Consider the following 25,239-nt stretch of genomic DNA (forward strand, 5'->3'; position numbering starts at 1 on the left):
TATTACGTGAAACCTGAACCTTATGCTTGCAGCAGTTGGTTCATACGCCGGATAAACAGGTTTGGATCTTCCAGCGTGCCGCGCTCGGCGAACAGCGCCTGATCCAGCAGCAGTTCAACCCACTCGCTGAACTGCGCGTCGTCGGCCACGTCGGAAGCACGTTTTACCAGCGCGTGGTCTGGGTTCAGCTCGAAGATGTATTTCACTTCTGGCGCTTCCTGACCAGCAGCGGCAAACAGTTTCGCCATCTGAGTGGTCATTTCGTCAGCACCGGTGGTGACAATCGCCGGAGTGTCGGTCAGACGGTGAGTCAGACGCACTTCTTTCACGCGGTCGCCCAGCAGGGTTTTCACGCGCTCAACGAACGGTTCCAGCGCCTTCTCAGCTTCTTTCTGCTCTTCGCTCTCTTCGTCAGCCAGCTTGTCCAGCGTGTCGTCGGCCTTGCTGACTGATTGGAAGACTTTGCCATCAAACTCAGTCAGATAGCTCATCATCCATTCGTCGATGCGGTCAGACAGCAGCAGGACTTCAATGCCTTTCTTGCGGAACAGCTCAAGGTGCGGGCTGCTCTTCGCGGCGGCATAGCTGTCGGCGGTGATGTAGTAAATTTTGTCCTGACCTTCCACCATCTTGGCAACGTACTCTTCCAGAGAGAGAGTCTGGCTGGAGCTGTCGTTGCGGGTGCTGGCGAAGCGCAGCAGCTTGGCAATGGCTTCTTTGTTGGCGCCATCTTCTGCCGGGCCTTCTTTCAGCACCAGACCGAACTGTTGCCAGAATTGCAGGTACTTCTCGTTGTCGTCTTTCGCCAGTTTCTCCAGCATCTGCAATACGCGTTTGGTCAGCGCGCTGCGCAGGTTCTGGGTGATGCGGCTGTCTTGCAGGATTTCACGCGAGACGTTCAACGGCAGGTCGTTGGAATCTATCAGACCACGCACGAAACGCAGGTAGTTCGGCATGAACTGCTCGGCTTCGTCCATAATGAACACGCGCTGCACGTACAGCTTCAAGCCGTGTTTGTGGTCGCGGTTCCACATGTCCCAAGGCGCTTGTGAAGGGATGTACAGCAGGCTGGTGTATTCCTGCTTACCTTCAACGCGGTTGTGGCTCCAGCTCAGCGGGTCGCTGAAATCATGAGAGATGTGTTTGTAGAATTCGGTGTACTCTTCGTCGGTGACTTCCGCTTTGCCACGGGTCCACAGGGCCTGCGCCTTGTTGATTTGCTCCCAGGTCACGGTGTCATCTTCTTCATTGCGGGTTTCGACTTCAACCGGCAAGGCGATATGGTCGGAATATTTGCTGATAATCGAGCGTACGCGCCAATCGTCGAGGAATTCGTCCTGATCTTCGCGCAGGTGCAGGGTGATTTCAGTGCCGCGCTCGGCTTTCTCGATGTCGGCCAAGGTGTACTCGCCTTCGCCAGCAGATTCCCAGAACACACCTTCATCTTTGCTCGCGCCAGCAGCGCGGGTACGCACGGTCACTTTGTCGGCCACGATAAACGCGGAGTAGAAGCCTACACCGAACTGGCCGATCAGCTGGCTGTCTTTCGCCTGCTCGGAACCGACGGATTGCAGGAAGGCTTTGGTGCCGGATTTAGCGATAGTGCCGAGGTTGTCGATCACTTCGTCACGGGTCATCCCGATGCCGTTGTCGCTCAGAGTCAGAGTGCGTTTCTCTTTGTCGAACGCCAAACGCACATGCAGTTCGCCATCACCTTCATAGAGTTCAGGCTTGGAAAGCGCGCGGAAACGCAGTTTGTCGGCGGCATCTGAGGCGTTGGAGATCAGCTCACGCAGGAAAATCTCTTTGTTGGAATATAAGGAGTGGATCATCAGATGCAGCAGCTGCTTAACTTCAGACTGGAAGCCGCGGGTTTCTTGTCCTTTCATACTCATCAAATTACCTCAGTTACGCTATTTGAATTGTCATTATGCTGGCAAGCCCAGCCTTATAGGCGGCACATTGGCCAAAATAAAACGCTGAGGAGTAGATGGGGTTATCAGGAGGATAATTCAAGGGAAAAGAGAGAGTTTGGCTTAAAACTGAACCGCCACGCGTGAAATCGCGCGCGTGGCGGCAATTACCAGATCAGAATTTGAAAGGTGCGCGCCCAGCCAGAGAGTGCGACAGCGTGGTGCCATCTACCATCTCCAGCTCACCGCCCATCGGCACGCCGTGGGCAATGCGGCTCGCCAGCACGCCGTACTGGCCGCACATCTCGGCGATGTAGTTAGCCGTCGCCTCACCTTCGACCGTCGGGTTGGTCGCCAGAATCACCTCTTTCATGCTTTCGCTTTCCAGACGCTGCTCTAAACGATCCAAACCAATGTCATCCGGGCCAATGCCGTCCATCGGAGACAGGTGGCCCATCAGCACAAAATAGCGGCCGGAGAACTGACCGGTTTGTTCTATAGCATGGATGTCCGCCGGGCTTTCTACCACGCAAATCTGACCGTTTTCTTTGCGCCGTGGGTTGGCGCAAATGGTGCAGATATCCTGCTCGGTAAAAGTGCGGCAATCAGCACAGTGGCCGATTTCAGACATCGCACGCGTTAACGACTGCGCCAGCCGCATTCCACCGCTGCGATCGCGCTGCAACAGTTGGAATGCCATGCGCTGCGCTGATTTCGGGCCAACGCCCGGCAGGCAGCGCAACGCCTCCATTAATGATTCAAGGAGTGGGCTGGTTTGCATCAGAATGGCATCTTAAAGCCTGGTGGCAATTGCATGCCGCCGGATACAGAAGCCATTTTCTCTTTCTGAGTTTCTTCAACGCGACGAGCCGCATCGTTGAAAGCAGCAGCGATCAGGTCTTCCAGCATGTCTTTGTCGTCTTCCAGCAGGCTTGGATCGATTTCCACACGACGGCAGTTGTGCGCGCCGTTAATGGTGACTTTAACCATGCCCGCGCCAGATTCGCCGGTCACTTCTAACTGGGCGATTTCTGCCTGTACCTGCTGCATTTTTTCCTGCATTTGCTGGGCCTGTTTCATCAGGTTACCAATGCCGCCTTTTCCAAACATAATCATCTCTCTTTGCGTCGGGCCGCGGGGATTTGCGGCGTTTAAACAGGGCGAATACTCTCTTCATCCAGCTCGGCGTCGAAGAAACGGCGCAGAGTTTGAATGTTGTTATCCGCAATAATCGACTGGCGCGCCTGCGCCAGCTTCTCTTCGTATATGGCTTGTCGCCACTCCAGAGGCGTTTTGACCGCCAGATTATCATCTTCTAGCACGGTGAGTTCAACCGGCGTCTGGTGGAGTGTCGATAGTGCTTCCGTCAGCACTTTCTGTGCCGAAGGGGAATTCAAATGGCGCTGCGAAGGGCGCAGATGCAGAGTGATTTTCCCGGCTTCTACCTTTTCGCACCACGCGTTCAGGGCCAGCTGCTGCACCAGTTTTGGCATTACCATCTGGTTGATTTCAGCCGCCCAGCTATCGCGCTCTGTGGCTTCGACCGCCAGACGCGCGGCCAGTTCCGGCGACTTCTCATGCTCCAGCGCAGTACGCAGCGCCTTGGGCGTCGCTACCGGCTCGGGTGCCTCTTCTGGCTCAGTCAGGGCTTTCCAGCGATACGCTTCTTCTTTTACGGGCTGCTCAGGTTCTTTCTCTTTTCTGGCGCTGGCCTGCGTTTGCACACGCTCAGTCACCGAAGCCAAACGCTCCAGCGCTGAGTTTGCCGGCCGCGCTTTTCCTGGCGCTGCCGGCTCAGCTTTTTTTGGGGTGGTACTCCCCTGCTGCCTGAGTAGTTGTGTTCGGGCCTGTAACAGTTGCGCCGTGGTATCTGAGATACCCGGCTGCGGCGCGCCTTGCGGCGGCGGTGCTTCTTGCTGAGCAGGTCTGCTCTGCGGCTGGGCCTCTGGCGCAGCAGAAGGCGCTGGCGCTCGGGCGACCGGCTGCTGGACCACAGGTTCAGCAATCACCACTTTAGGGTGGAAAGCCAAAGCGCGTAGCAGGGTCATCTCGACCCCCATGCGCTTGTCCGGCGCGTAGGCCAGCTCTTTGCGGCCAATCAGCAGCGTTTGGTAATAGAGTTGCACATCGGCTGGCGGAATAACCCGCGCCAGCTCGCGCAGGCGTTGTTCAATGGCGGCGTAATGGTTGTCGAGCACCGTGGGTAACAGCTGCACCATGGCGATGCGATGCAGCAGCGCCAGCGTTTCCACCAGCAGGTTTTCCCAGTCGACGCCGCGAGAAGCAGCATGCTCAACCTGTGCCATCATCTGCGCACCGTCGGCGCTCACCAGCGCTTCGAGCACGGCCAGCGGCTGCTCGTCATCCAGCGTGCCAAGCATCTGCGCCACGGTTTCGGTGGTTACCGCACCCTGCCCCATGGCGATGGCTTGGTCAGTCAGGCTCAGGCCGTCACGCATACTGCCGTCGGCCGCGCGGGCCAGCAGTTGCAGAGCGCGCGGCTCGCTGCTGATCTGCTCGGCGGTCAGTACCACGTCGAGCTGCTTACGAATTTGTTCAACATCCAGCGCCTTCAGATGGAATTGCAGGCAGCGGGAGAGAATGGTCACCGGCAACTTCTGTGGATCTGTCGTCGCCAGCAAGAATTTGACGTGCGAAGGCGGCTCTTCCAGCGTTTTCAACAGCGCATTAAAGCTGTGACGCGAGAGCATGTGGACTTCGTCAATCAGGTAAACTTTGAAGCGGCCGCGCGCTGGCGCATATTGCACGTTGTCCAGCAGTTCGCGGGTGTCTTCTACTTTGGTACGGGACGCGGCATCGATTTCAATCAGATCAACAAAACGGCCCTGTTCGATTTCGCGGCAGTTATCACACACGCCGCACGGCGTAGAGGTAATACCGGTTTCACAGTTCAGCCCTTTCGCTAACAGGCGCGCAATGGTGGTCTTGCCAACACCGCGGGTGCCGGAAAACAGATAAGCGTGATGGATGCGTCCGAGCGACAGGCCGTTAGCCAGCGCGGTCAGCACATGTTCCTGTCCGACGACGTCGGCGAAAGTTTGAGGGCGCCACTTACGGGCCAGAACCTGATAGCTCATTAATACCGGAGATGTCGAGTGGTCGGGAGGGTCATGCTATCACAGCCTCGCCTGGGCAGGCGAGGCTTGTGTCAATCAATGGCCTGGGAAGTCGACCAGGCTGTAGCAGTTGATATTCATCTTGTTCAGGCGCTCTGCACCGCCGAGATCGAACAGATTAATGATGAATGCTGCGTCAGTTACTTCACCACCCAAGCGGCGGATCAGTTTCACGGTAGCTTCGATGGTGCCGCCGGTTGCCAGCAGGTCATCGATAACCAAAATCTTCTCGCCCGGCTTGATAGAGTCAGCGTGGATTTCCAGACTGTCAGTGCCGTATTCCAGCTCATAGCTTTCGCTCAGCGTTTCGCGCGGCAGTTTGCCCGGTTTACGCACAGGCACAAAACCTACACCCAGAGCCAAGGCCACCGGAGCACCAAACAAGAAACCACGCGCTTCGGTACCCACCACTTTGGTGACGCCGGAGTCACGATAGCGGTCAGCCAACAATTGGATGCTGGCGGCATAGGCTGCCGGGTCTTCCAGCAGGCTGGTGACGTCGCGGAACAGGATGCCCGGCTTCGGGTAGTCTTGAATGGATTTGATGCTATTTTTGATAAACTCTAGCTGCTGTGCGGTAGCTGTCATAATAAGTGCCTGATAAAACTGCTGTTCATACTTAAACGCGAACCAGTAAATGGCTCTTGCCTTACAAAAGTGTTTGGCTGTTTAAGGAAGGAAATTGGCGCGCACCGAGGGTGCGCGAGATGCCCAAATCTATGCAAAGCCGCTTTAAAAAGCAACCCGCAGCCGGACATGATCACCTTTTTTGTTGCTTTAGGTCAACCACTGGTAAGCGCCACATCATGATAAGCAGCCCAAGCATGATGCAAAGCAGTAAAACGCGTACCCACCACAGGGGGACAAAATAGAGAGAAACGGCGAAAGTAATGAGGATCACCAGCACCGCCTTGCCCTTCGCGCCGGGCGGCAGTGCGCGATGCTCCTGCCAGTGGCGCAGGTAGCTGCCAAACCACGAGCGATAGAGCAGCCAGTAGTGAAAACGCGGCGAAGAGCGGGCAAAGCACCATGCCGCCAGCAGCAGAAATGGCGTCGTAGGTAATAAAGGCAGCACCACGCCGAGGGTGGCCAGCACCACGGAGACCCATCCCAGAATGATCAACAAAACACGTTTCATACAATCCTTGTCGACTTGTCTATGTTATTGATGTCGCTATCTCGTCAGTGTAAACAACTGCCCTGCCCCTGCCAAACGCCGCGTGCCTTGTATCTGTTGCGCTTCAGGGTAAGCTAATCAGGTCCAACGCGGAGAACCCCTGTGAGCACTGAACAAATATTGCACGCCCTGAGCCAACAAATAGAGGCGCTAGCGCACGAAATTGAACCTGTCGGCCACGTTTCGGCCCAGCAGGCGCGTTTCGACGTGACGCTGTTCGCCACCAAAGGCACCCGGCTGCGCGATTATCTCGCCGAAGTCAGGGTTAATCTCGGCCAACTGCATCAAGTGGTGGCGGAGAAGCGTCAGGCGCAGGTGGCGTTTATCGCCGAGCGGCTGATTTCGCAAATTACCGCGTTGCAGCGTGAACTGGCGACGCAGGCGCTGCGCAAAACTCACCAAACGCCGGAGCGCAAAAGCCACGATAACTACACCCGGCTGGCAGAAACCCAGCAGTTTGAGCGCCGTTTAATCGCCATGATTGAAGACCGCGAGAGCACCCTTGGGCAGCTCGCCACTTTCAGCGACCAGCAGCGAGTGCAGAAAGAGCTGGCCGCGCTGGAAGGTCGATTGATGCGCTGCAGGCAGGCATTAGCCAAAATTGAGCGGCAAATTGAAAGGCAGGAAAAAGGTTTTTGAATGTTTATCACATTTTTTGAAATGTGCAGGCAGGCGGAGACATTTATTATCTATAATCAGTTTCCATACCTGAATGATTGATGTTCTCAAAAGGTGCTGGCTGCTGCTCAACTGAGCCACGGCCTACCTGCTTCAGGTTGACTTCGGATCCGCGTAAAACTGTCATTTGAACAAAAGCGGATCTTTATTTACATCGCACAATACACTGAACGTTGGCTCCCATGTCTGTCGAAAATGCGCCACCCGAGCTACAACTCGCCGTTGATCTGATCTACTTACTTGAGTGCAATGAAATTGCACCTGAAACCGCGCTCGCCGCGCTAGAGATCGTCAAACGCGATTATCAGGAAAAGCTTAAAGGCAGCTTGAATACGCTGTCTGTTAGCTATTTATAATTTCGGTCAGTTGCTGGCTGGATAAAACAGGGAATGTCTTCAGCACATTCCCTATAAACCCGCTTTAAATCCCCTCTGGCGGCAAAGGTTCACCCGGCTGACGCAGCTCCCGCTTCACTTCCTGCACCTCTTCTCCCCCATTTTTATCGTGTAGATACACTTCCAACTGGTTGAAGGCGATGTTGATATCGTTCTCGCGGCACAGTCTGTCGATGGTGCGGTTGAGCTCGTCCACCGTGTAGCTGCGATCCCCTAATTCACGGACATAGACCCGCAGTTCGTGATCTAAGGTGCTGGCACCGAAGTTGAGGAAGTAGACGTGCGGCACCGGATCGCTCATGACGCGTGAGCTTTCATGGGCGGCTTGCAGCAAGATCTCTTTCACTTTATCCAGATCGGATCCATAGGCCACGCCGACTTTAATGATGATGCGAGTAACGGTGTCGGACAGCGACCAGTTGATCAGCCTTTCGGTCACGAAGGCTTTGTTGGGGATGATCACCTCTTTGCGGTCAAAGTCGATGATGGTGGTGGCGCGGATACGAATACGGCTAACCGTGCCTGAGAAAGTGCCGATGGTGACCGTGTCGCCGATACGTACCGGGCGTTCAAACAGGATGATCAAACCGGAAACGAAGTTGGCGAAAATCTCTTGTAAACCAAAGCCTAAGCCGACCGACAGCGCGGCAACCAGCCACTGGAGTTTATCCCACGACACGCCGAGCGAGCCGAGTGCGGTCACCGTGCCAATCACCGTAATCGAGTAAGTCATGATGGTGGTGATGGCGTAGGAGGTGCCTTGCCGCAGCTGTAGCCGCGAGAGCACCACCACTTCCAGCAGGCCCGGCAGGTTGCGAGTCAGCACATAGGCCACAATCACCGCCACGAAGGCCAGTAACAGATTGCCAAGGGTGACAGTCTGCTGCACCACGCTGCCCGCGACATTGCTCGAGTAATGCCACAGCGAAATGCTGTCGAGATAGGAGATGACGGTCAGTAAATCGGACCAGATCCAGTAGAACACGCTGGCGAAAATGAAGAACAGCACCATGGTGGTCAAACGTAGCGACTGCTGGTTGATTTGGTCCAGGCCCAATGGCGTCTCTTCCACCGGCTCGCTCCCCTCCGCGCCCTCTTTGGCGTTAATGCTTTGGCGGCGCGCTAAGGCACGGCGATAGGCCAGACGGCGGGCGGCAACGCTCAAACCGCGCAGCGCGCTGAGGTAGGTGATGTTCCACAGAATCAGTAAATAGAAGCTGTCTATCCAGCGCCCGGCCAGCCGCAGCGTGGTATAGAAGTAGCCCGCGACCATCAGCCCGACCAGCAACAGCGGCGCAATCGCAATCGCCGCCACAATCACCAGCCGCACGCTGTGGGTGTTCTTTTCACGCCAGCTGTCGCGGAAAATCGGGAATACCAGCACCGCCAGCGCGATTAAGGTCAAGAGGATCACCACCTGACCGATGATGTCATCCACCAGTCCCAGCGGCGCTTTCTCACCGCGCACCGACCAGAAAATCAGTGGCAGCATCACCAGCACCAGCCGAACGACTGAGCGCCGGTAGTGGGCACATTGGGCTGGCGAAGTGTTGAAGTGCTTTTCGCTGACGCCATTGGGTTTTAGCAGGCGGAAGCAGAAGCCCATCACCAGCATAAAGACCGCCAGACGCTGGGAGAGCGCCCAAAGGAAGTCGCTGAGTTCGATATCGCACTGCGAGAACCAATAGCCGATACCGAGGGTCAGCAGCACGCCCGGCAGCGTGCTCAGCATGATGATCATCAAGGCGCGCGGCGTGTGCAGTTGGGTGTCGCGCTTAAGCTGGCCGACGTCGCTATTGAGCTTGTCGAGATGCCTTTGCAAGGCGCGGCGGCGGAGCAGCAGCACCAGAATGACCACCAGCAGCGGCACGTTGACCGGCAGCGAATGTAACCCTCCCATCATCAGCTCGCCCAGCGGCATCTTGATTCGCAACTCGCTAAGTTGGCTTTTGACCTCGCTCGGCAGGGTTTTGATGAAGTCCCAGTTCATCGGCTTGTTGCTGCTCACCCAGAAGATCTGCTGGGTCAGCGTCTGAGTTAAGGACTCATTGATGCTCAGTAGCTGCTGCTGGTTAATTTGCAGATTGATCGCCAACGAGAGCTGATTTCCTAGCTGCTTGTTGAGCTGATCCAGCAGCTCGCGGCGCATGTCGACAATCTGATCCAGCGCGTCGCTGATGTCGTCATTAATCTTCTCTTTGCTGTTATCCACCACGCCCTGAATGTAGCTGTCGCCTTGGAATAAGGCGTCGCGCTGCTGGTTGATGGTGAACTGCTCAAGGCGCAAATCGGCTATCTTGGCGCTCATGTCGGTCATCAGGCCCGACGGCGGAATGGTATTTTGCTGCTGCTGGTAAAGAATGCGCGACAGCAGCAGGCTGCCCTTCAGCACGCTGATTTGTTCTTTCAAATCATGCTCGGCCTGCGAAGAACGGTCGAGCCAGTTTTTGACCGTAATGTTCTTTTGAACCAGTTGGTTGCCCTCTTCAGTGGCGGCAATCAGCCGCTGGCTCAGAGTGCGGTTAATCCCCAGCTCTTGGGCCACCAGCGGGTCATTTTGAATGTTCGAGGTGTCATCCGGCGTTTGCGCCTCTTTGGCGGTGCGCTCGGAGAGGGTCAGGCGTTTGCCATTCACCACCTCTTGCAGCATTTGCGCCACGCGCTCCAGCTGGTTGATGTGCGCGTTGGTGAAATCGCGCTGTTTTTGCAGCAAATCTTGCAGCGTGGTGTTGGCTTCCAGACTTTTGCGCTGGTAATCAATCTGCGCGTTGAGCAGGGCCTGCTCGGTCACCAACATGGTCTGCTGGGTGGCGCGCAGATCCTGCTGCCCCGGCGCCATGCCGTTGAGCTGGTTACGCACTTTCTGGATAGCCAGCGAGTAGTTGTACATCGCGCCCTGCACCCGCTCAGGCTGGGTTTGCAGCGAGATAAGCTGGGTGTTGAAGGTCGACAAATCCTCCTGCGAGGATTGCAAATCGTCGAGGGTGTCATTCAGGCGATTTTCCAGCTGGCGCAGGGAGAGCGTCGCCAGAGACTCTTTGGTGACGCCGTCGTTGCCCCCGTTTTTCAGCTTATCCAGACCATCCGACGCGGTGCGCAGTTTAACCGGCGCGTCGGTGACCTGCTGACGCAGCTGTGCCGCGTCCTGCTTCACACGCTCAAGGGCGTCTAAATATTCCAGCGTGTGAACTAAATCCTGCTGCGAAAGTTTCTCGACCGGCGTCAGGCTTTTTTGCTTACTCAGCGCATCAAACTGATTCTGGACTTCAGAACGAGTAGGCAGATCATTATTAACAGCCGCATTAGCGTAGGTAATAAATGAAAGCACCAAAGACACCAGTAATGTAAATGTCAGGGCGCGCAAAAAAGTCAGCGGAAATAGAAATAAAGCAGGCGAGGTTGGCAACGCAGAGGATCGCTTAAACATGGATGCACATTGTATGGAAAAAGAGAGATTGATATTAACACTACACTAACAGGTGACACAGAGTTATGAAGTCGGAAAAGCGTGTCAGAATACGTCACAAAATGACAAAAAACTCACATAAGGAAGGGGGCGTGTTAAGCCTCTGATTTTGGCAGTAACAGGCTGGGGCAGAACCTAAGCATTTCAATATAGGTATCAATGAGTTGAGCCGCCTGCCCTTCTAAATCAAAGCTTTCGGGGACGAACAGCCAATTCTCCATTAACCCAGTGATATAAGCGCGGAGAATAATCGCTGCCTGACGAGGGTGTAAATTGCGGGGTAATTCGTCGGCATCAATGCAGCGTTGAAGAATACGTTCTATCTTGCTGTAGCCTTCAAGATAAAGCGCCTTTCGCGCTTCATGAACTGACGTCATCTCCCCAACAAATTCACATTTGTGAAATATTATCTCCATCAAAGCTCTACGACGGGGATTGTTTACTGTGGCACGTAAGAAATAAATCAGTATCTCACGTAAAACCCGCAGTGGATTATTGGGAAACTTTGTCTGATACTCTAATTCGAGCGAGTGCATCTGGGACTCACACTCTTCCCAGACTCCATTAAACAATTCAACCTTATTCTTGAAATGCCAGTAGATTGCGCCCCGAGTTACTCCAGCGGCATTAGCAATATCAGTCAGCGAAGTTGAAGCAACGCCACGGGCAGAGAACTCCTGAACAGCAGCATCTAAAATCTGTTGTCGAGTTTCAAGGGCCTGTAATTTGGTTTTTCGTGCCATGGCGTCAGCTTTTGGGGGCGTTTGATTTACATACATTCGGGAATGTATGTAACATAGCATGCACATATTAAAAGCGCAGCAATGGGTTTAAAAGCTTGTGATCCATTGAACAATTTGAAATCGGACACTTGAGGTTTATTTATGAACAGAAACAGAGGGTTAACGCCTCTGGCGGTAGTTCTGATGCTTTCCGGAAGCTTAGCACTTACAGGATGTAATGATAAAGAAGCTCAACAAGGCGCGCCAAAAGCTCCAGAAGTCGGTGTAGTGACACTGAAAACTGAAGCCATGAATGTGACCACTGAGCTTCCTGGTCGTACAGCCTCCTTCCGCATTGCAGAAGTCCGTCCCCAAGTCACCGGCATTATCCTGAAGCGCAACTTCGTGGAAGGCAGTGACATTAAAGCCGGCATGTCCTTGTATCAGATTGATCCTGCGACTTATCAGGCTGCGTACGACAGTGCAAAAGGCGATTTAGTTAAAGCGCAAGCCAGTGCTCAAGTTGCTCGCGTTACGGTTAACCGTTACAAGCCGCTGTTAGGCACCAACTACGTCAGTAAACAAGATTACGATACTGCCTTCTCTACCGCAGCACAGGCCGATGCGGCCGTGGTTGCAGCGAAAGCAGCGGTTGAATCTGCGCGTATCAACCTTGCTTACACCAAAGTCACCTCTCCGATTTCCGGTCGTATTGGTAAGTCTGCTGTAACCGAAGGCGCTCTGGTGACTAACGGTCAGGCGGACGCGTTGGCGACGGTGCAACAACTCGACCCTATCTATGTCGACGTGACCCAATCAAGCAATGACTTCCTGCGTCTGAAACAGGAACTGGCTGATGGCTCTCTGAAGCAAGCTAATGGCAAAGCGCAAGTTAAGCTGCTGTTAGATAACGGTAGTGAATATAAGCAAGCGGGTACATTGGAATTCTCTGATGTTACCGTTGATGAAACCACCGGCTCCATTACCTTACGTGCCGTGTTCCCGAACCCAGATGACGCATTGCTGCCGGGTATGTTCGTTCGCGCCCGTCTGGATGAAGGTGTAAACAACAACGCATTATTGGTTCCACAGCAAGGGATCACCCGTAACCCACGTGGTGACGCCACTGCCATGGTGGTGGGTGCAGACAACAAAGTTGAACTGCGCACTGTTACCACGACGCAAGCGATCGGCGACAAATGGGTTGTTACCGAGGGTCTGAAATCGGGTGACAAAGTGATTGTGACCGGATTACAAAAAATCAAACCAGGCGTGCAGGTTAATGCGCAGGAAGTCGATCAAAACGCAGACGCTAAGAAACAGGCTGCATCTGATACAGCGCCGAAGTCTTAATAGGAGCCGGTAATTCATGGCTAAGTTTTTTATAGATCGCCCGATATTTGCGTGGGTTATCGCCATCATCATCATGTTGGCGGGGGGATTAGCGATAATCTCGCTCCCTATCGCACAGTATCCAACCGTTGCGCCGCCAGCGATACAGTTGACGGCTACTTATCCAGGTGCTGATGCACAAACGGTTCAGGACACCGTAACTCAGGTTATCGAACAAAATATGAACGGTATCGACAACATGATGTACATGTCGTCGACCAGTGATTCATCAGGTACGGTTCAGATAACCCTGACCTTTGCTTCCGGTACTGATGCAGATATTGCACAGGTACAGGTGCAGAACAAATTGCAGCTAGCGACGCCGTTGCTGCCGCAAGAAGTTCAGCAGCAAGGTATTTCGGTTGAAAAATCAAGTAGTAGCTTCTTGATGGTTGCAGGCTTTATCTCCACTGACGGCACCATGTCTCAGGATGATATCGCCGACTACGTTGGTTCAAACATCAAAGACCCTATCAGCCGTACTGCGGGTGTAGGTGACGTTCAGCTGTTTGGTGCTCAGTACGCGATGCGTATCTGGATGGACCCGAACAAGCTCAACAACTTCCAGCTCACGCCGGTTGATGTTATCAACGCCATTAAAGTACAGAACAACCAGATTGCAGCAGGCCAGTTGGGTGGTACTCCACCGGTTCCGGGCCAGCAGCTTAACTCATCAATCGTTGCTCAGACCCGTCTGAAGTCTGCGGATGAGTTCGGCAAAATCATTCTGAAAGTGAATCCAGATGGCTCTCAGGTTCGCCTGAAAGACGTGGCTAAAATCCAGTTGGGTGGTGAAAACTACGACGTTGTTGCACGCTTCAACGGCCAACCGGCGGCAGGTCTGGGGATTAAATTGGCAACAGGTGCTAACGCCCTGGATACCGCATCCTCAGTAAAAGAAACGCTTGGCAAACTGCAATCGTTCTTCCCTGCTGGCTTGAAAGTGGTTTATCCATACGACACCACGCCATTCGTTAAGATTTCGATTCAAGAAGTAGGCAAAACCCTGTTTGAAGCCATCGTTTTGGTCTTCTTGGTAATGTACCTGTTCCTGCAAAACTTCCGCGCAACGCTTATCCCAACGATAGCCGTGCCGGTCGTACTGTTAGGTACTTTTGCTATTTTGTCCGCGTTTGGTTATTCGATAAACACCCTAACAATGTTCGGTATGGTGCTTGCGATAGGGCTCTTGGTGGATGACGCCATCGTGGTGGTAGAGAACGTCGAGCGTGTCATGGTCGAAGAGGGCCTGCCGCCGAAAGAAGCCACCAAACGATCGATGGAGCAGATTCAGGGCGCACTGGTCGGTATTGCCATGGTTCTGTCAGCGGTATTTATCCCGATGGCGTTCTTCGGTGGCTCAACCGGCGTTATCTACCGTCAGTTCTCCATCACCATTGTTTCCGCGATGGTGCTGTCAGTGCTGGTGGCGATGATCCTGACTCCGGCACTTTGTGCGACCATGCTGAAACCTATCGCTAAGGGTGACCACGGCGAGAAAAAAGGCTTCTTCGGCTGGTTTAACAAGAAATTCGAACAAAGTACGCACCACTACACCGACAGCGTAGGCAACATTCTGCGCAGCACCGGTCGTTACTTGCTTCTGTATCTGCTGATCGTCGTAGGCATGGCATTCCTGTTTATCCGCCTGCCGACCTCGTTCTTACCAGAAGAAGACCAAGGTGTATTCCTGACCATGGCCCAGCTACCGGCGGGTGCAACTCAGGAACGTACTCAGAAGGTGTTGGATGAAGTCAGTAATTATTATCTGACTAAAGAGAAAGCCAACGTTGAATCTGTGTTTACCGTAAACGGCTTTGGTTTCGCAGGTCGTGGCCAGAACACCGGTATTGCGTTTATCAGTCTGAAAGATTGGGCTGAGCGTAGCGGCGCTGAAAACAAAGTTCCGGCGATTGCGGCTCGCGCAATGGGTGCTTTCAGCCAAATCAAAGACGGTTTGGTGTTCGCGTTCAACTTGCCAGCTATCGTGGAATTGGGTACAGCCAGCGGCTTCGACTTCGAGTTGATTGACCAGGCTAACTTGGGTCACGACAAACTGACTCAGGCGCGTAACCAACTGCTCGGCATGGTGGCACAACACCCTGACTTGCTGACGCAGGTTCGTCCTAACGGTCTGGAAGATACGCCGCAGTTCAAAGTGGAAATCGACCAAGAGAAAGCATCAGCGCTGGGCGTTTCACTGTCTGACATCAACACCACTTTGGGTGCGTCAATCGGCGGTAGTTACGTCAATGACTTCATCGACCGTGGCCGCGTGAAGAAAGTGTACGTGCAGGCGGAAAACAAATACCGCATGCTGCCATCAGACATCAACAACCTGTATGTCCGTGGTAGTTCAGGTCAGATGGTGCCGTTCTCTGCCTTCTCTACCATGAAGTGGGAATACGGTTCACCTCGCCTTGAACGCTATAACGGTCTGCCATCGATGGAAATCCTTGGTCAACCGGCACCGGGCAAGAGTAGTGGTGATGCCATGGCAATGATGGAATCTTTAGCATCGAAGCTGCCAAATGGTATCGGCTTTGACTGGACAGGCCTTTCTTATCAGGAACGCTTGTCAGGTAACCAGGCCCCTGCCCTGTATGCTATCTCGCTGATTGTGGTATTCCTCTGTCTGGCAGCACTGTATGAGAGCTGGTCAATTCCATTCTCGGTCATGCTGGTTGTTCCGCTGGGCGTGGTTGGTGCGTTGATCGCAGCAACGATGCGTGGTCTGAGCAATGACGTTTACTTCCAGGTAGGTCTGTTGACCACCATCGGGCTATCGGCGAAGAACGCCATCTTGATTGTGGAATTCGCCAAAGACTTGATGGACAAGGAAGGCAAAGGTCTGGTTGAGTCGACTCTCGAAGCAGTTCGTATGCGTTTGCGTCCGATTCTGATGACATCACTGGCATTCATCCTCGGTGTTATGCCACTGGTTATCAGTAGCGGCGCAGGTTCCGGTTCTCAGAACGCCGTAGGTACTGGCGTAATGGGCGGGATGATCACCGCAACGCTGTTGGCTATCTTCTTTGTTCCAGTGTTCTTCGTGGTGGTCCGCCGCCGCTTTAGTAAGAAGAATGAGGATCTTGAACACAGCCATCCTGTAGAGCAGCAACCGAAACACTAATCCAGTGTGAAGCAAATTGAAAAGGCCGCGAATAGCGGCCTTTTTTTATTTCAAGACTTGAACCCAAGCAGTAACTGGCGCATACTATTTGTTATAGTATAACATAACATTTGAGGTTATTATGAAGCCAGGCATCCATCCTGCCTATCGCACCGTGGTGTTCCACGACACCAGCGCCGATGAATATTTCAAAGTGGGATCAACCATCAAGACCGATCGCACCATTGAACTGGAAGGCACCACCTTCCCTTACATCACGATTGAAGTCTCTTCGCAATCTCACCCGTACTACACCGGTAAGCAGAAAGACTTCTCCAAAGAAGGCAGCACCGCGCGCTTCAACCAGCGTTTTGGCAGCTTCCTTGGCAAAAAGAAGTCATAAACTTAGGAGTCCGTCATGCAGGTTTTAAGTTCACTTCGCTCGGCGAAAAACCGCCATCCAGACTGTCGCGTGGTGCGTCGCAAAGGCCGGGTTTATGTGATTTGCAAAACAAATCCGCGATTTAAAGCAGTTCAAGGTAAGAAGAAGAAACGCTAAAAGGCGATTACTTACGCCAACACCTTAATAAAAAAGCCCCGCCGCTTGCCCGGACGGGGCTTTTTCTTTTTTACAGAAATGATGAATCCCTTTCCGCATCAACGGCGGAAAGGGTTAGTGCTTACTTCATGCTGGCGACGATAGTCTCAACGTTGTGCTTAAAGGCTTTCTCATAGGTGGTCGCCGGGCCTTTAGGACCAGACAACGCCTCTGGGTAAAGCTCGCCACCGGCCTGAGCCCCGGTCGCTGCGGCAATTTGCTTCACTAAGCGAGGATCGGTTTGGTTCTCGATAAAGTAGGTTTTCACCTTCTCTTCTTTGATCTGCTTAATCAGCGAGGCAACGCCGCTGGCGCTGGCTTCAGCTTCGGTTGAGAAGCCTACCGGTGCCATAAAGGTGACGTTATATTCACGGCCAAAATAGCCGAATGCGTCGTGGCTAGTCAGAACCTTGCGCTTCTCCTGCGGAATGCTGGCGAACTCAGTTTTCGCCCACTCATCCAGCTTTTTCAGCTGCTCGATGTAGGCACCGCCGCGTTTACGGAAATAGTCGGCATCTTCAGGATCAGCGGCAATCAGAGCATTCATCACGTTGGTGGCATAAATCACGCCGTTCGCCATGCTGTTCCAGGCGTGCGGGTCAGTGATCTCTTTGCCATCGTCAACCATCTGGCTGGACTTAACACCTTCGGAGGCGGTCACCACTTTGCCTTTATAACCTGAAGCTGACACCAAACGGTCGATCCAACCTTCCAGACCCAAGCCGCTGACGAATACCACGTCAGAAGCATTGATCTCTTTACTGTCTTGCGGCGAAGGTTCGAAGCTGTGCGGGTCACCATCCGGGCCGACCAGACTATTTACTTTGACGTGGTCGCCACCAACTTGGTGAACGATATCCCCTAAAATTGAAAAACTGGCCACGGCGGTGACGGTTTTCGCCATTGCCAGTGGGCTCGACAGCAGGGCAGCTACTGCCAGAGCAACAGGTAAACGTTTCATCATTTCTCCTTTCTTGTGGTACTGCTTAACGGCGCGAGGCGGTTAACATGCCGCCGCGCGTTCCAAATAAGACTGAAATAAAGAATATGGCGCTGGCGCTAAGCACGATGGCCGGGCCAGCTGGCAGCGAGGCGTAATATGACCACTCAAGGCCAACAATGCTGCTGATTACGCCAATCACCATGGCGCTTAAAATGGTGTGCGGCAGGTCCCGCGCCCAGAAGCGCGCACTCGCGGCGGGCAGCATCATCAGGCCGACGGACATCAGCGTGCCGAGGATCTGGAACCCTGCGACCAGATTGACTACTACCAGCGCCAAAAAGATGCCGTGAATTGCCGCCAGCCATTTCCCCGCGCTGACGCGCAAGAACAGCGAGTCGAAGGACTCAATCACCAGCGCGCGATAGACCGCCGCCAGCACGATGACTGAAACCGAGGTGATGATGCCGACCATGATGATTGACGGAGAATCAATCGCCAAAATCGAGCCAAACAGCACGTGCAGAAGATCCACGCTCGAACCGCGCAGCGAGACCAGCGTGACGCCCAAGGCGAGCGATCCCAAATAGAAACCGGCAAAGCTGGCATCCTCTTTTAACTGCGTCCGGCGGCTCACCAAGCCTGACAGCATGGCAACCGCCAGACCCGCAATAAACCCGCCGACGCCCATGGCGACCAGTGACATGCCGGAAATCAAATAGCCGATTGCCGCGCCGGGTAAAACCGCGTGGGATAAGGCGTCGCCCACCAGACTCATTCGACGCAGCAGCAGGAACACGCCCAGCGGCGTGGCGCTAATAGAGAGCGCCAGACAGGCAATCAGCGCGCGGCGCATAAAACCAAATTCAATAAAAGGGTCGGCAATTATGTGGAATAACATCATGAAGCGGTGACCCCAGCGGCAAGGGTAAAGGTGTCGTTGGAGACGCAGGCGTGAGTCGGATTAGGGAAATGGCCCAACACGTGGTCGGTGGTCCCCCAAATATTACGCTGTGCGCTGAGGTATAAAACGTGCGGGAAGTGCCGCGCAACCATGGAAATATCGTGCAGCACGGCAATCACCGTACGTCCTTCCTGATGCCACTGGCCAATCACCTTCAACAGCAGCTCGGTGGTTTGACTGTCGATACCGGTAAAAGGCTCATCCAGCATGATCAGCGGAGCTTGTTGGATCAGCAATCGGGCAAATAAGGTGCGTTGCAGCTGGCCGCCAGACAGTTCGCCTACCAGTAAATGGGCCTTCGAAGTCATTCCCACGGTTTCCAGCGCCTGCTCGACAAGCTCACCGGAGCGGCGGTTAATGCCGCCAAACAACCCACTTTGCGGCCAGCAGCCCATCGCCACCAGATCAAACACGCTGATTGGGAAGGCGCGATCCAACTCGGCCTGCTGCGGTAAATAAGCTAAACGCGGCCGCGAAGTGGGCTTGCCTGCCGTATTAAAGGATAAGGTGCCAGAAATCGCAGGCTGTAAACCGGCCAGCGTTTTAAGAAAGGTCGATTTCCCTGCACCATTGGCGCCAATGACGGCGGTGAGGGAGCCTTCGCTAAAATTGCCATCAATCGGCATGGCGACGGCGCGTCGGTCATAGCCGACTCTAAGTTGAGAGACAGAAATCATGGCAACGAAATAGCCCAATAAATACCGCCCCAAAGTAGGGCCAGTAAAATGGCAGCAGCCCCGCATCGGGTCGCGGCGGAGAGTGTAAACAGCGTCTTGTTCATGGATAAACCTCAGAGGTGTTACAATATAACATCACAAGCTAAGCGAATATTCAAGATACAAAGTTGTAATCTTTCGTGTCTTGCTAGCTTTTGCTGCTAGCAATAAATAGAAGGCGAAATCTTCAATGTTTTTTATTAATCGCAGGCTGGCGTTAACTGTAAGGAAAAGGTAATTAAATATTAATCATTCATAAATAACTGAGAAATCATGGGGATAACCACAGGCTTTTGCGCAAGAATTTCGCCGCGGCTCAGGCAAAGTGACTGAAAATATGCGATAATAGTAAGAAGAGTATTTCACTTGGGGAACAAAGATGAAAAAACTAATCCCTTATGAAATCGATGGGAACAAAGTTTCGGCGGAGTATTTGCAAAAGGCAATTGAGCCTAATCTTTCACAATTAGAAACAGATTTAGTTGGGGATTTGAGTTATTACTCCGAAAATTCTCAATATACCTCCGGCTCTTTGAAGATTATCTCTATCACAGCTATCGGTGATGATCAGTATTCAATGAGTTATGGTTTCAAGTGGACTATCTTCAACGGCTGCCTTGACATTAACGCCGACGAGTACACCACTGAGCGGGTATCATTTAAAGTTAAAAGCCACGGGCTTGAATTTGATATTATTGATACGCAGCGATCGACGTCAGCTGAAGAACTGTAATTTTAAGTAATGCATTGATGCATAATTGCCAAAATGAATTATATTTAAAACGTAATGTTTGGAATTAATCCGATTCCCCACGGTTATTGAAGAAAGTGTTTATTATCGCTAAATCTCATCGGTATTTTAGGTTTAGTTCATAGTGTTTAGTTGTCAGTGAAGTACCCGTAAACCATCAAGTTTTGTTGTTTACTCACAGAGTGTTGTCAACACCGAATAAGCCATTACGGAGGGGATGATATGGATGAGTACTCGCCTAAGCGACACGATATAGCGCAGCTGCGGTTCCTGAATGAAAGTCTGTATGATGAAGGGATAGCTACGCTGGGGGATAGCCACCACGGTTGGGTCAACGATCCTACTTCCGCGGTAAACCTGCAACTTAACGAACTGATCGAGCACATCGCCTCTTTTGTGATGAGCTTTAAAATTAAATATCCTGATGATTCTCCTCTTACCGATTTGGTTGAGGAATATCTGGACGACACCTACACCCTCTTCAGTAATTACGGAATAAACGATTCTGACCTACGTCAATGGCAAAAGACCAAAAAGCGATTATTCAGAATGTTCTCAGGCGAGTATGTCTGTACCCTGATGAAAACTTAAGTAATACTTTAACCAACACCAGCAGTAATTTAGATAAATAATGAAAAGGTCATGATGAACAAAATCGACTATTTGATGCGTTTGAGAAAATGCACCACTATTGACACCCTTGAACGCGTTATTGAGAAAAATAAGTACGAACTTTCCGACGATGAACTGGAGTTGTTTTACTCTGCGGCCGACCATCGCCTGGCAGAATTAACAATGAATAAGCTTTACGACAAAGTTCCTGTCGCCGTCTGGAAATTCGTCCGGTAACGTTTCCATACATGGCTTCATAGGGCCGTAATTAACTGCGGCCCTATGGTTATTATTCAGACAAAACATTCACTTCCTTTATCAGTTCCAATTATTGAAACTCTTTATTTCCTTTCTTAATCCTTTCTAAAAAAGCCTGTAATAGAAATTGAAAACACTGTTCTGTTTGCGCCGAACGCAGTGGAGCAGGTTTACGCATCATCGCCACGGTTCTGCTTAAGGTCGGTTGCTGTAAATGAACCACCGTTAATTGGTCATCGTTAAGCGTTGCGGTATATAACTCCGGCAATATAGCCAGTGCCAAGCGTGAGCGAACCAACCCGTAAAGCGTCTCCTGAAAATCCACGCGATAATTGATGCTGAGATTCAATTTATGGCTTTCAATCAGCGACGCCACCAAGCGGCTGACGTTGCCTTTCAGAAACAGCGCTATCGGTCGTTTTGCCAACTGCCGCCACGGCAGATTGTGTGTTTCTGCTAATAGATCATCCTTGCGCATCACTACCACAAAGGGGTCTTCCAGCAGCGGATAGACCGTCAGGCTGTCCGGTACCGTGCTGTCGGTGGCACCGATACCAAAATCCAGAGAACCGTTTTCCAACTCCACCAGCAGGGCGTCATTAGTTAAATCGTGAAACTCGACGCGCATATTCGGAAAGTGTTCGGAAAGCAGCTGAGGCACCGCCGGAAAAAGTAAGGTGCTGACCGAAGGCACCAGCCCAATTCTCAGCGTGCCGTCACCGCCCTGCTCCATAATCTGCTGCATATCGTCAAAGGCGCTGTGCGCGGCATTCAGCAGACGCTGGGCGTGAGGCAAAATAGCGATGCCTTCCTCGGTGAGCGTCACCGCCTGCGCGGTGCGATTTACCAGCTTCCCACCTAATACTGACTCAATTTGGCGCAGCGCGCTGCTCAACGCGGGCTGGCTGATAGCCAAGCGATTCGCGGTTTCCGTAAAGCTGCGCAGCTGTGCCAGAGTGACAAAATATTGTATCTGTTTGAGGGATAGCGCAGGCAATCGACGCCAAGGTTCAGACATAGTTTCCCGTGTTCCAGTCGAAAGAAAGTAAACGTTTGCCCAGCATAACCCCATCTTATAACCCGATAAAATAAATCATCTGTCCAAAGCCTTTCGCGCTGCCTACATTAGCGGGATGACTTCCCGATATTGGACACTTCTATGACCGTTTCTTCTCCCGCGATCGCCCTGCGCCAGCGCGCCGTACAGGCCGCATTAGGCAAAATTCCTTTCGACCGCTTACTGCGCAATGCGCGCGTCATCGACATGGTGACGGGAGAGATCCGCGACGCCGACGTCGGGTTAGTCGGCACGATGATCGCCAGCGTGCATCCCTGCGGCGAGTTTTTGCAGACCGAAAACGTTGAGGATCTCGCCGGAGCGCTGCTCTCCCCCGGCTTTATCGACACTCACGTGCATATCGAAAGCTCCCACCTGCCGCCAGAGCGTTACGCCGAGATCGTGGTTGCCCAAGGCACCACCACGGTTTTCTGGGATCCGCATGAATTAGCCAACGTGCTCGGGGTAGACGGCGTGCGTTATGCCGTCGAATCCAGCCGCGACCTGCCTTTGCGGGTGATTTGCGCCGCGCCGTCCAGCGTGCCTTCCACTCCGGGCTTGGAAATGTCCGGGGCCGATTTCAAAGGGCGTGAAATGCAAACCATGCTGAGCTGGCCGGAAGTCGCGGGTGTGGCGGAAGTCATGGATATGCATGGCGTGCTCAACGCCAGCGAACGCATGATTGAGATCCTCGAAGCTGGCCTGAGCAGCGGCAAACTGATTGAAGGCCACGCGCGCGGCTTGAAAGGTGCCGGGCTGCAAGCCTATCTGGCAGCGGGCATCACCTCTGACCATGAGTTAACCTCCGCGGAAGATGCGCTGGAGAAGCTGCGAGCTGGCCTGACGCTGCAAATTCGCGGCTCACACCCCTATTTATTGCCGGAGATTGTCGCAGCGCTTAAAACCCTGCCGCACCTCTCTTCGCAAATCACGCTGTGTACCGATGACGTCCCACCCGATTTTCTGTTGGAAAAAGGCGGCCTGATTGCCCTGATTAAACTGCTGATATCCCACGGATTAGCGGCTGAAGACGTGCTGCGCATGGCGACCTTCAACGCGGCGATCCGCATGCAGCGCGCCGATCTTGGGCTGATTGCCGCCGGGCGCACGGCGGACATGATTGTGTTCGACTCGCTGGAGTCGCTCAATCCTTTAGCCGTTTACGTCAATGGGCAGAAAGTGGCGCAAGACGGCAAGCTGCTGTTCAGTCCGAAGAAAGCCGCCGGAGTGACGCCCCCGCGCGACACCATGCAGATCTCCAGTCTGTCGGCAGACGACTTTGTGCTGCGCATTCCCGGCCTGAAAAATGGCAAGGCTCGCCTGAGAAATATCAAAGGCGCGCGCTTCACCCAGTGGAGTGAAGTGGTGGTTAACGTGCGCGACGGCCAAGTGCAAATCCCTGACGGCTTCAGCCTGATTTGGGTCAAACACCGCCACGGCCGCCATGACGCTACGCCGCGCATAGCCCTGCTGGAAGGCTGGGGCGAGCTGCGCGGAGCCATTGCCACCTCTTACTCCCACGACTCCCACAATCTAGTGGTACTGGGCAGAAACCCTGCGGATATGGTGCTGGCCGCCAATCAGCTGATTGCCAGCGGCGGCGGCATGGCGCTGAGCCAAAATGAACAACTTCTGGCCCACGTGGCCATGCCAATTGCCGGCATGCTTTCAGATTTACCGGCAGAAGAGTTGGCGGCGCAGTTTAAAAACCTGCGTGACCTGAGTTCTAAAGTTGCCGACTGGGAGCCGCCTTATCGCGTCTTCAAAGCCATCGAAGGCACCTGTTTGGCCTGCAATGCCGGTCCGCACCTGACTGATTTAGGATTGACCGACGGCGGGTTAAGAGAAATAGTCGACCCGATCCTCGAAATATGGGAAGACCAGATTTAGCCGTACTGCAACAAAGTGATAGCAACCACAACATCATAAAAAACATAAAGTTTCAGGGGATTTTCAACATGAGTGACAGTTCTGTTAAGCACGCCACTGCGCCAGCCGAAGAAAGCTGGTTGCAGCGTCGTTTTAAACTACACCAGCGCGGCACCCGAGTGAAAACCGAGTGTCTGGCGGGCATTACCGGCTTCTTAGCCGCCGCCTATTTATTGATTGTCATCCCAAGCCTGCTGGCGGCGGGCGGCATTGATAAAGGCGCGGCCACCACCGGCGTGATCATCGTTTTTGTGCTGGGAAGCCTGCTGATGGCGTTCTACGCCAACCTGCCGTTTATGGTCGGGCCGGGCATAGGCGGTTCAGTGTTAGTCGGCATTACGCTGGCCGGTGACGGCATCAGCTGGCCCATCGCGCTGGGTATCGCCTGCTGGTCAGGTATCCTGTTCTTCGTAATGACGGTGCTCGGCCTGCGCGAAGTGGTCACTCGCTCCGTTCCGCAATCCATCAAGCTGGGCTTAACGGCGTCGATTGGTATCTTTGTGGCTTTGCTAGGCTTTCGCAATGCCGGTCTGGTCGCTGCGTCGGCAAAAACCAACGCCTTAGGCTTGGGTGACTTCACCGCGCCTGGTGCCATTATCGCCCTGCTCGGCCTGCTGGTTGCTGTCGCCCTTCAGGCGCGCAAAGTCCCCGGCGCGCTGCTGTGGGCCATTCTGTTTGCCACGCTGATTGGCATTCCTTTTGGCGTCACTCATCTGCCGCAGCAGTGGTTCTCCCTGCCGCACTCTGTCGGGCCGCTGCTGGGTAAAGTCGATTTGCTGGGCGCGATTAACATCGCCTTCCTGCCTTTCCTGTTTATCTTCTTCGCATCCGAGTTCTTCTCCACCATGGGCACCACGCTGGCGGTTGGCGGCGAGGCCGGGCTGCTCGACGAGCAAGGCAACATGCCGAATATCAACCGTCCGTTCGTGGTTGACTCTATTGCAGCGGCGCTCGGGCCGATTGTCGGTATCCCAGCCGCGACGGCGCTCATTGAGTCCTCAGCGGCAGCCGAAGCCGGAGGCAAAACAGGCTTGACCGCGCTGGCGGCGGCCTTGATGTTCCTGCTGATGCTGCTGTTTACGCCAATTGCGCTGATGATCCCGAAAGAGGCCACGGCACCGGCGTTAATTCTGATTGGTTTGAATATGTTCAGCGGCCTGCGCAAAGTCGATTTGGGCAACTTCACCGATGGCCTGCCGGTCTTGATGATGGTGATGATCACCCTGATTTCAAACAGCTTCGGCACGGGTATCGCCGGTGGTCTGCTGTTCTATGTGATCATTAAAGTGGTGGCGGGGAAAGCGCGCGAGGTGCCGATTGGCCTGTATATTCTGGCTGTCCCTTTGGCGTACTACTTCGCGACCTTAGTTCACCACTAGCAACGCCATACTTCTTCATCAGGGCACGTTCATCGTGCCCTTT

At 53.4% G+C, this 25,239-nt stretch carries 23 protein-coding genes and 1 other annotated feature; of the genes, 11 read left to right on the forward strand and 12 right to left on the reverse strand.

Annotation, left to right across the window (positions count from 1 at the left end):
* Positions 1 to 20 precede the first annotated feature (20 nt).
* The 6 genes from htpG to GEAM_RS13465 all read right to left on the reverse strand — a co-directional run bounded on the left by htpG (position 21) and on the right by GEAM_RS13465 (position 6,188).
* Positions 21 to 1,889, reverse strand: a complete 1,869-nt coding sequence (gene htpG, locus GEAM_RS13440) for a molecular chaperone HtpG (RefSeq protein ID WP_034792699.1) — start codon at positions 1,887 to 1,889, stop codon at positions 21 to 23.
* A 199-nt stretch (positions 1,890 to 2,088) separates the two neighbouring features.
* Positions 2,089 to 2,694 carry a recombination mediator RecR gene (gene recR, locus GEAM_RS13445; RefSeq protein WP_034792315.1) on the reverse strand — a complete coding sequence of 202 codons (606 nt, stop codon included), beginning with the start codon at positions 2,692 to 2,694 and terminating at the stop codon, positions 2,089 to 2,091.
* Positions 2,694 to 3,023, reverse strand: coding sequence for a YbaB/EbfC family nucleoid-associated protein (locus GEAM_RS13450; protein WP_034792701.1), 330 nt, complete (start codon positions 3,021 to 3,023; stop codon positions 2,694 to 2,696). The genes recR and GEAM_RS13450 overlap by 1 nt, the downstream gene beginning before the upstream one ends.
* A 41-nt stretch (positions 3,024 to 3,064) precedes the next feature.
* Positions 3,065 to 5,011, reverse strand: a complete 1,947-nt coding sequence (gene dnaX, locus GEAM_RS13455) for a DNA polymerase III subunit gamma/tau (RefSeq protein ID WP_034792316.1) — start codon at positions 5,009 to 5,011, stop codon at positions 3,065 to 3,067.
* Positions 3,674 to 3,738: a sequence feature (DnaX frameshifting element), on the reverse strand. Its footprint overlaps the gene before it by 65 nt.
* Before the next feature lie 75 nt (positions 5,012 to 5,086).
* Entirely contained in the window at positions 5,087 to 5,638 is a 552-nt protein-coding gene (apt, locus tag GEAM_RS13460) for an adenine phosphoribosyltransferase (protein ID WP_034792317.1), read from the reverse strand.
* A gap of 172 nt (positions 5,639 to 5,810) precedes the next feature.
* A complete protein-coding gene (locus GEAM_RS13465; RefSeq protein WP_034792319.1) occupies positions 5,811 to 6,188 on the reverse strand; it encodes a DUF454 family protein in 378 nt (125 codons plus the stop codon).
* Between the two features lie 141 nt (positions 6,189 to 6,329).
* Here GEAM_RS13465 and priC point away from each other — a divergent pair, with 141 nt between their 5' ends.
* Together priC and rsmS are read left to right on the forward strand one after the other, a co-directional pair.
* Positions 6,330 to 6,866 carry a primosomal replication protein PriC gene (gene priC / locus GEAM_RS13470; protein WP_034792321.1) on the forward strand — a complete coding sequence of 179 codons (537 nt, stop codon included), beginning with the start codon at positions 6,330 to 6,332 and terminating at the stop codon, positions 6,864 to 6,866.
* 221 nt (positions 6,867 to 7,087) lie between these two features.
* Positions 7,088 to 7,261 (forward strand): pleiotropic regulatory protein RsmS, encoded by a 174-nt coding sequence (gene rsmS, locus GEAM_RS22770; protein WP_072009902.1) that lies wholly within the window; start codon positions 7,088 to 7,090, stop codon positions 7,259 to 7,261.
* Positions 7,262 to 7,325: 64 nt separating this feature from the next.
* On the opposite strand, the gene mscK is transcribed toward rsmS, so the two are convergent.
* Both mscK and acrR read right to left on the reverse strand, forming a co-directional pair.
* Entirely contained in the window at positions 7,326 to 10,727 is a 3,402-nt protein-coding gene (mscK, locus tag GEAM_RS13475; RefSeq protein WP_034792323.1) for a mechanosensitive channel MscK, read from the reverse strand.
* Positions 10,728 to 10,861: 134 nt separating this feature from the next.
* Positions 10,862 to 11,509 (reverse strand): multidrug efflux transporter transcriptional repressor AcrR, encoded by a 648-nt coding sequence (gene acrR / locus GEAM_RS13480; RefSeq protein WP_034792325.1) that lies wholly within the window; start codon positions 11,507 to 11,509, stop codon positions 10,862 to 10,864.
* 141 nt (positions 11,510 to 11,650) lie between these two features.
* Here acrR and GEAM_RS13485 point away from each other — a divergent pair, with 141 nt between their 5' ends.
* The 4 genes from GEAM_RS13485 (at position 11,651) to ykgO (ending at position 16,551) form a co-directional block, all read left to right on the forward strand.
* Positions 11,651 to 12,841: an efflux RND transporter periplasmic adaptor subunit gene (locus GEAM_RS13485; protein ID WP_034792327.1), complete on the forward strand. Its 1,191-nt coding sequence runs from the start codon at positions 11,651 to 11,653 to the stop codon at positions 12,839 to 12,841.
* A gap of 16 nt (positions 12,842 to 12,857) precedes the next feature.
* Positions 12,858 to 16,013: a multidrug efflux RND transporter permease subunit AcrB gene (acrB, locus tag GEAM_RS13490; RefSeq protein ID WP_034792328.1), complete on the forward strand. Its 3,156-nt coding sequence runs from the start codon at positions 12,858 to 12,860 to the stop codon at positions 16,011 to 16,013.
* Positions 16,014 to 16,134: 121 nt separating this feature from the next.
* Positions 16,135 to 16,395 (forward strand): type B 50S ribosomal protein L31, encoded by a 261-nt coding sequence (locus GEAM_RS13495; RefSeq protein WP_034792330.1) that lies wholly within the window; start codon positions 16,135 to 16,137, stop codon positions 16,393 to 16,395.
* A 15-nt stretch (positions 16,396 to 16,410) separates the two neighbouring features.
* A complete protein-coding gene (ykgO, locus tag GEAM_RS22775; RefSeq protein ID WP_072009903.1) occupies positions 16,411 to 16,551 on the forward strand; it encodes a type B 50S ribosomal protein L36 in 141 nt (46 codons plus the stop codon).
* Positions 16,552 to 16,672: 121 nt separating this feature from the next.
* Here ykgO and GEAM_RS13500 read toward each other — a convergent pair whose 3' ends face one another.
* From GEAM_RS13500 to GEAM_RS13510, 3 genes are read right to left on the reverse strand one after another with little or no spacing between them, the layout of a single operon-like run.
* Positions 16,673 to 17,551: a metal ABC transporter substrate-binding protein gene (locus tag GEAM_RS13500; protein ID WP_034792332.1), complete on the reverse strand. Its 879-nt coding sequence runs from the start codon at positions 17,549 to 17,551 to the stop codon at positions 16,673 to 16,675.
* A gap of 25 nt (positions 17,552 to 17,576) precedes the next feature.
* Complete coding sequence (locus tag GEAM_RS13505; protein WP_034792334.1) at positions 17,577 to 18,434, reverse strand: metal ABC transporter permease; 858 nt, start codon at positions 18,432 to 18,434, stop codon at positions 17,577 to 17,579.
* Complete coding sequence (locus GEAM_RS13510) at positions 18,431 to 19,171, reverse strand: metal ABC transporter ATP-binding protein (RefSeq protein WP_034792703.1); 741 nt, start codon at positions 19,169 to 19,171, stop codon at positions 18,431 to 18,433. The genes GEAM_RS13505 and GEAM_RS13510 overlap by 4 nt, the downstream gene beginning before the upstream one ends.
* 418 nt (positions 19,172 to 19,589) lie before the next feature.
* Between GEAM_RS13510 and GEAM_RS13515 the strand changes: the two genes are divergently transcribed.
* The 3 genes from GEAM_RS13515 (at position 19,590) to GEAM_RS13525 (ending at position 20,810) form a co-directional block, all read left to right on the forward strand.
* Entirely contained in the window at positions 19,590 to 19,943 is a 354-nt protein-coding gene (locus tag GEAM_RS13515) for a hypothetical protein (protein ID WP_034792336.1), read from the forward strand.
* Positions 19,944 to 20,183: 240 nt separating this feature from the next.
* The gene (gene tomB, locus GEAM_RS13520; protein WP_034792338.1) at positions 20,184 to 20,552 is read left to right on the forward strand and encodes an Hha toxicity modulator TomB; all 369 of its coding nucleotides are present in this window, start codon (positions 20,184 to 20,186) and stop codon (positions 20,550 to 20,552) included.
* A 54-nt stretch (positions 20,553 to 20,606) separates the two neighbouring features.
* Entirely contained in the window at positions 20,607 to 20,810 is a 204-nt protein-coding gene (locus GEAM_RS13525; protein WP_034792706.1) for an HHA domain-containing protein, read from the forward strand.
* 91 nt (positions 20,811 to 20,901) lie between these two features.
* Here GEAM_RS13525 and GEAM_RS13530 read toward each other — a convergent pair whose 3' ends face one another.
* A complete protein-coding gene (locus GEAM_RS13530; protein WP_034792340.1) occupies positions 20,902 to 21,849 on the reverse strand; it encodes a LysR family transcriptional regulator in 948 nt (315 codons plus the stop codon).
* 141 nt (positions 21,850 to 21,990) lie between these two features.
* On the opposite strand from GEAM_RS13530, the gene GEAM_RS13535 reads away from it, so the two are divergent.
* Both GEAM_RS13535 and GEAM_RS13540 read left to right on the forward strand, forming a co-directional pair.
* A complete protein-coding gene (locus GEAM_RS13535) occupies positions 21,991 to 23,778 on the forward strand; it encodes an adenine deaminase (protein ID WP_034792342.1) in 1,788 nt (595 codons plus the stop codon).
* A 68-nt stretch (positions 23,779 to 23,846) separates the two neighbouring features.
* On the forward strand, positions 23,847 to 25,196 hold the full coding sequence (locus GEAM_RS13540) for an NCS2 family permease (RefSeq protein WP_034792344.1): 1,350 nt from the start codon (positions 23,847 to 23,849) through the stop codon (positions 25,194 to 25,196).
* The last annotated feature ends 43 nt before the right edge of the window (positions 25,197 to 25,239 follow it).

It is taken from the genome of Ewingella americana ATCC 33852 (assembly GCF_000735345.1).
GTDB lineage: Bacteria > Pseudomonadota > Gammaproteobacteria > Enterobacterales > Enterobacteriaceae > Ewingella > Ewingella americana.

Bases quoted from the DNA above. Each gene is read 5' to 3' on its own strand.
- htpG (WP_034792699.1), bottom strand. From the start codon at position 1,889: ATGAAAGGACAAGAAACCCGCGGCTTCCAGTCTGAAGTTAAGCAGCTG.
- recR (WP_034792315.1), bottom strand. From the start codon at position 2,694: ATGCAAACCAGCCCACTCCTTGAATCATTAATGGAGGCGTTGCGCTGC.
- GEAM_RS13450 (WP_034792701.1), bottom strand. From the start codon at position 3,023: ATGTTTGGAAAAGGCGGCATTGGTAACCTGATGAAACAGGCCCAGCAA.
- dnaX (WP_034792316.1), bottom strand. From the start codon at position 5,011: ATGAGCTATCAGGTTCTGGCCCGTAAGTGGCGCCCTCAAACTTTCGCC.
- apt (WP_034792317.1), bottom strand. From the start codon at position 5,638: ATGACAGCTACCGCACAGCAGCTAGAGTTTATCAAAAATAGCATCAAA.
- GEAM_RS13465 (WP_034792319.1), bottom strand. From the start codon at position 6,188: ATGAAACGTGTTTTGTTGATCATTCTGGGATGGGTCTCCGTGGTGCTG.
- rsmS (WP_072009902.1), top strand. From the start codon at position 7,088: ATGTCTGTCGAAAATGCGCCACCCGAGCTACAACTCGCCGTTGATCTG.
- mscK (WP_034792323.1), bottom strand. From the start codon at position 10,727: ATGTTTAAGCGATCCTCTGCGTTGCCAACCTCGCCTGCTTTATTTCTA.
- acrR (WP_034792325.1), bottom strand. From the start codon at position 11,509: ATGGCACGAAAAACCAAATTACAGGCCCTTGAAACTCGACAACAGATT.
- GEAM_RS13485 (WP_034792327.1), top strand. From the start codon at position 11,651: ATGAACAGAAACAGAGGGTTAACGCCTCTGGCGGTAGTTCTGATGCTT.
- acrB (WP_034792328.1), top strand. From the start codon at position 12,858: ATGGCTAAGTTTTTTATAGATCGCCCGATATTTGCGTGGGTTATCGCC.
- GEAM_RS13495 (WP_034792330.1), top strand. From the start codon at position 16,135: ATGAAGCCAGGCATCCATCCTGCCTATCGCACCGTGGTGTTCCACGAC.
- ykgO (WP_072009903.1), top strand. From the start codon at position 16,411: ATGCAGGTTTTAAGTTCACTTCGCTCGGCGAAAAACCGCCATCCAGAC.
- GEAM_RS13500 (WP_034792332.1), bottom strand. From the start codon at position 17,551: ATGAAACGTTTACCTGTTGCTCTGGCAGTAGCTGCCCTGCTGTCGAGC.
- GEAM_RS13505 (WP_034792334.1), bottom strand. From the start codon at position 18,434: ATGATGTTATTCCACATAATTGCCGACCCTTTTATTGAATTTGGTTTT.
- GEAM_RS13510 (WP_034792703.1), bottom strand. From the start codon at position 19,171: ATGATTTCTGTCTCTCAACTTAGAGTCGGCTATGACCGACGCGCCGTC.
- GEAM_RS13515 (WP_034792336.1), top strand. From the start codon at position 19,590: ATGAAAAAACTAATCCCTTATGAAATCGATGGGAACAAAGTTTCGGCG.
- tomB (WP_034792338.1), top strand. From the start codon at position 20,184: ATGGATGAGTACTCGCCTAAGCGACACGATATAGCGCAGCTGCGGTTC.
- GEAM_RS13525 (WP_034792706.1), top strand. From the start codon at position 20,607: ATGAACAAAATCGACTATTTGATGCGTTTGAGAAAATGCACCACTATT.
- GEAM_RS13530 (WP_034792340.1), bottom strand. From the start codon at position 21,849: ATGTCTGAACCTTGGCGTCGATTGCCTGCGCTATCCCTCAAACAGATA.
- GEAM_RS13535 (WP_034792342.1), top strand. From the start codon at position 21,991: ATGACCGTTTCTTCTCCCGCGATCGCCCTGCGCCAGCGCGCCGTACAG.
- GEAM_RS13540 (WP_034792344.1), top strand. From the start codon at position 23,847: ATGAGTGACAGTTCTGTTAAGCACGCCACTGCGCCAGCCGAAGAAAGC.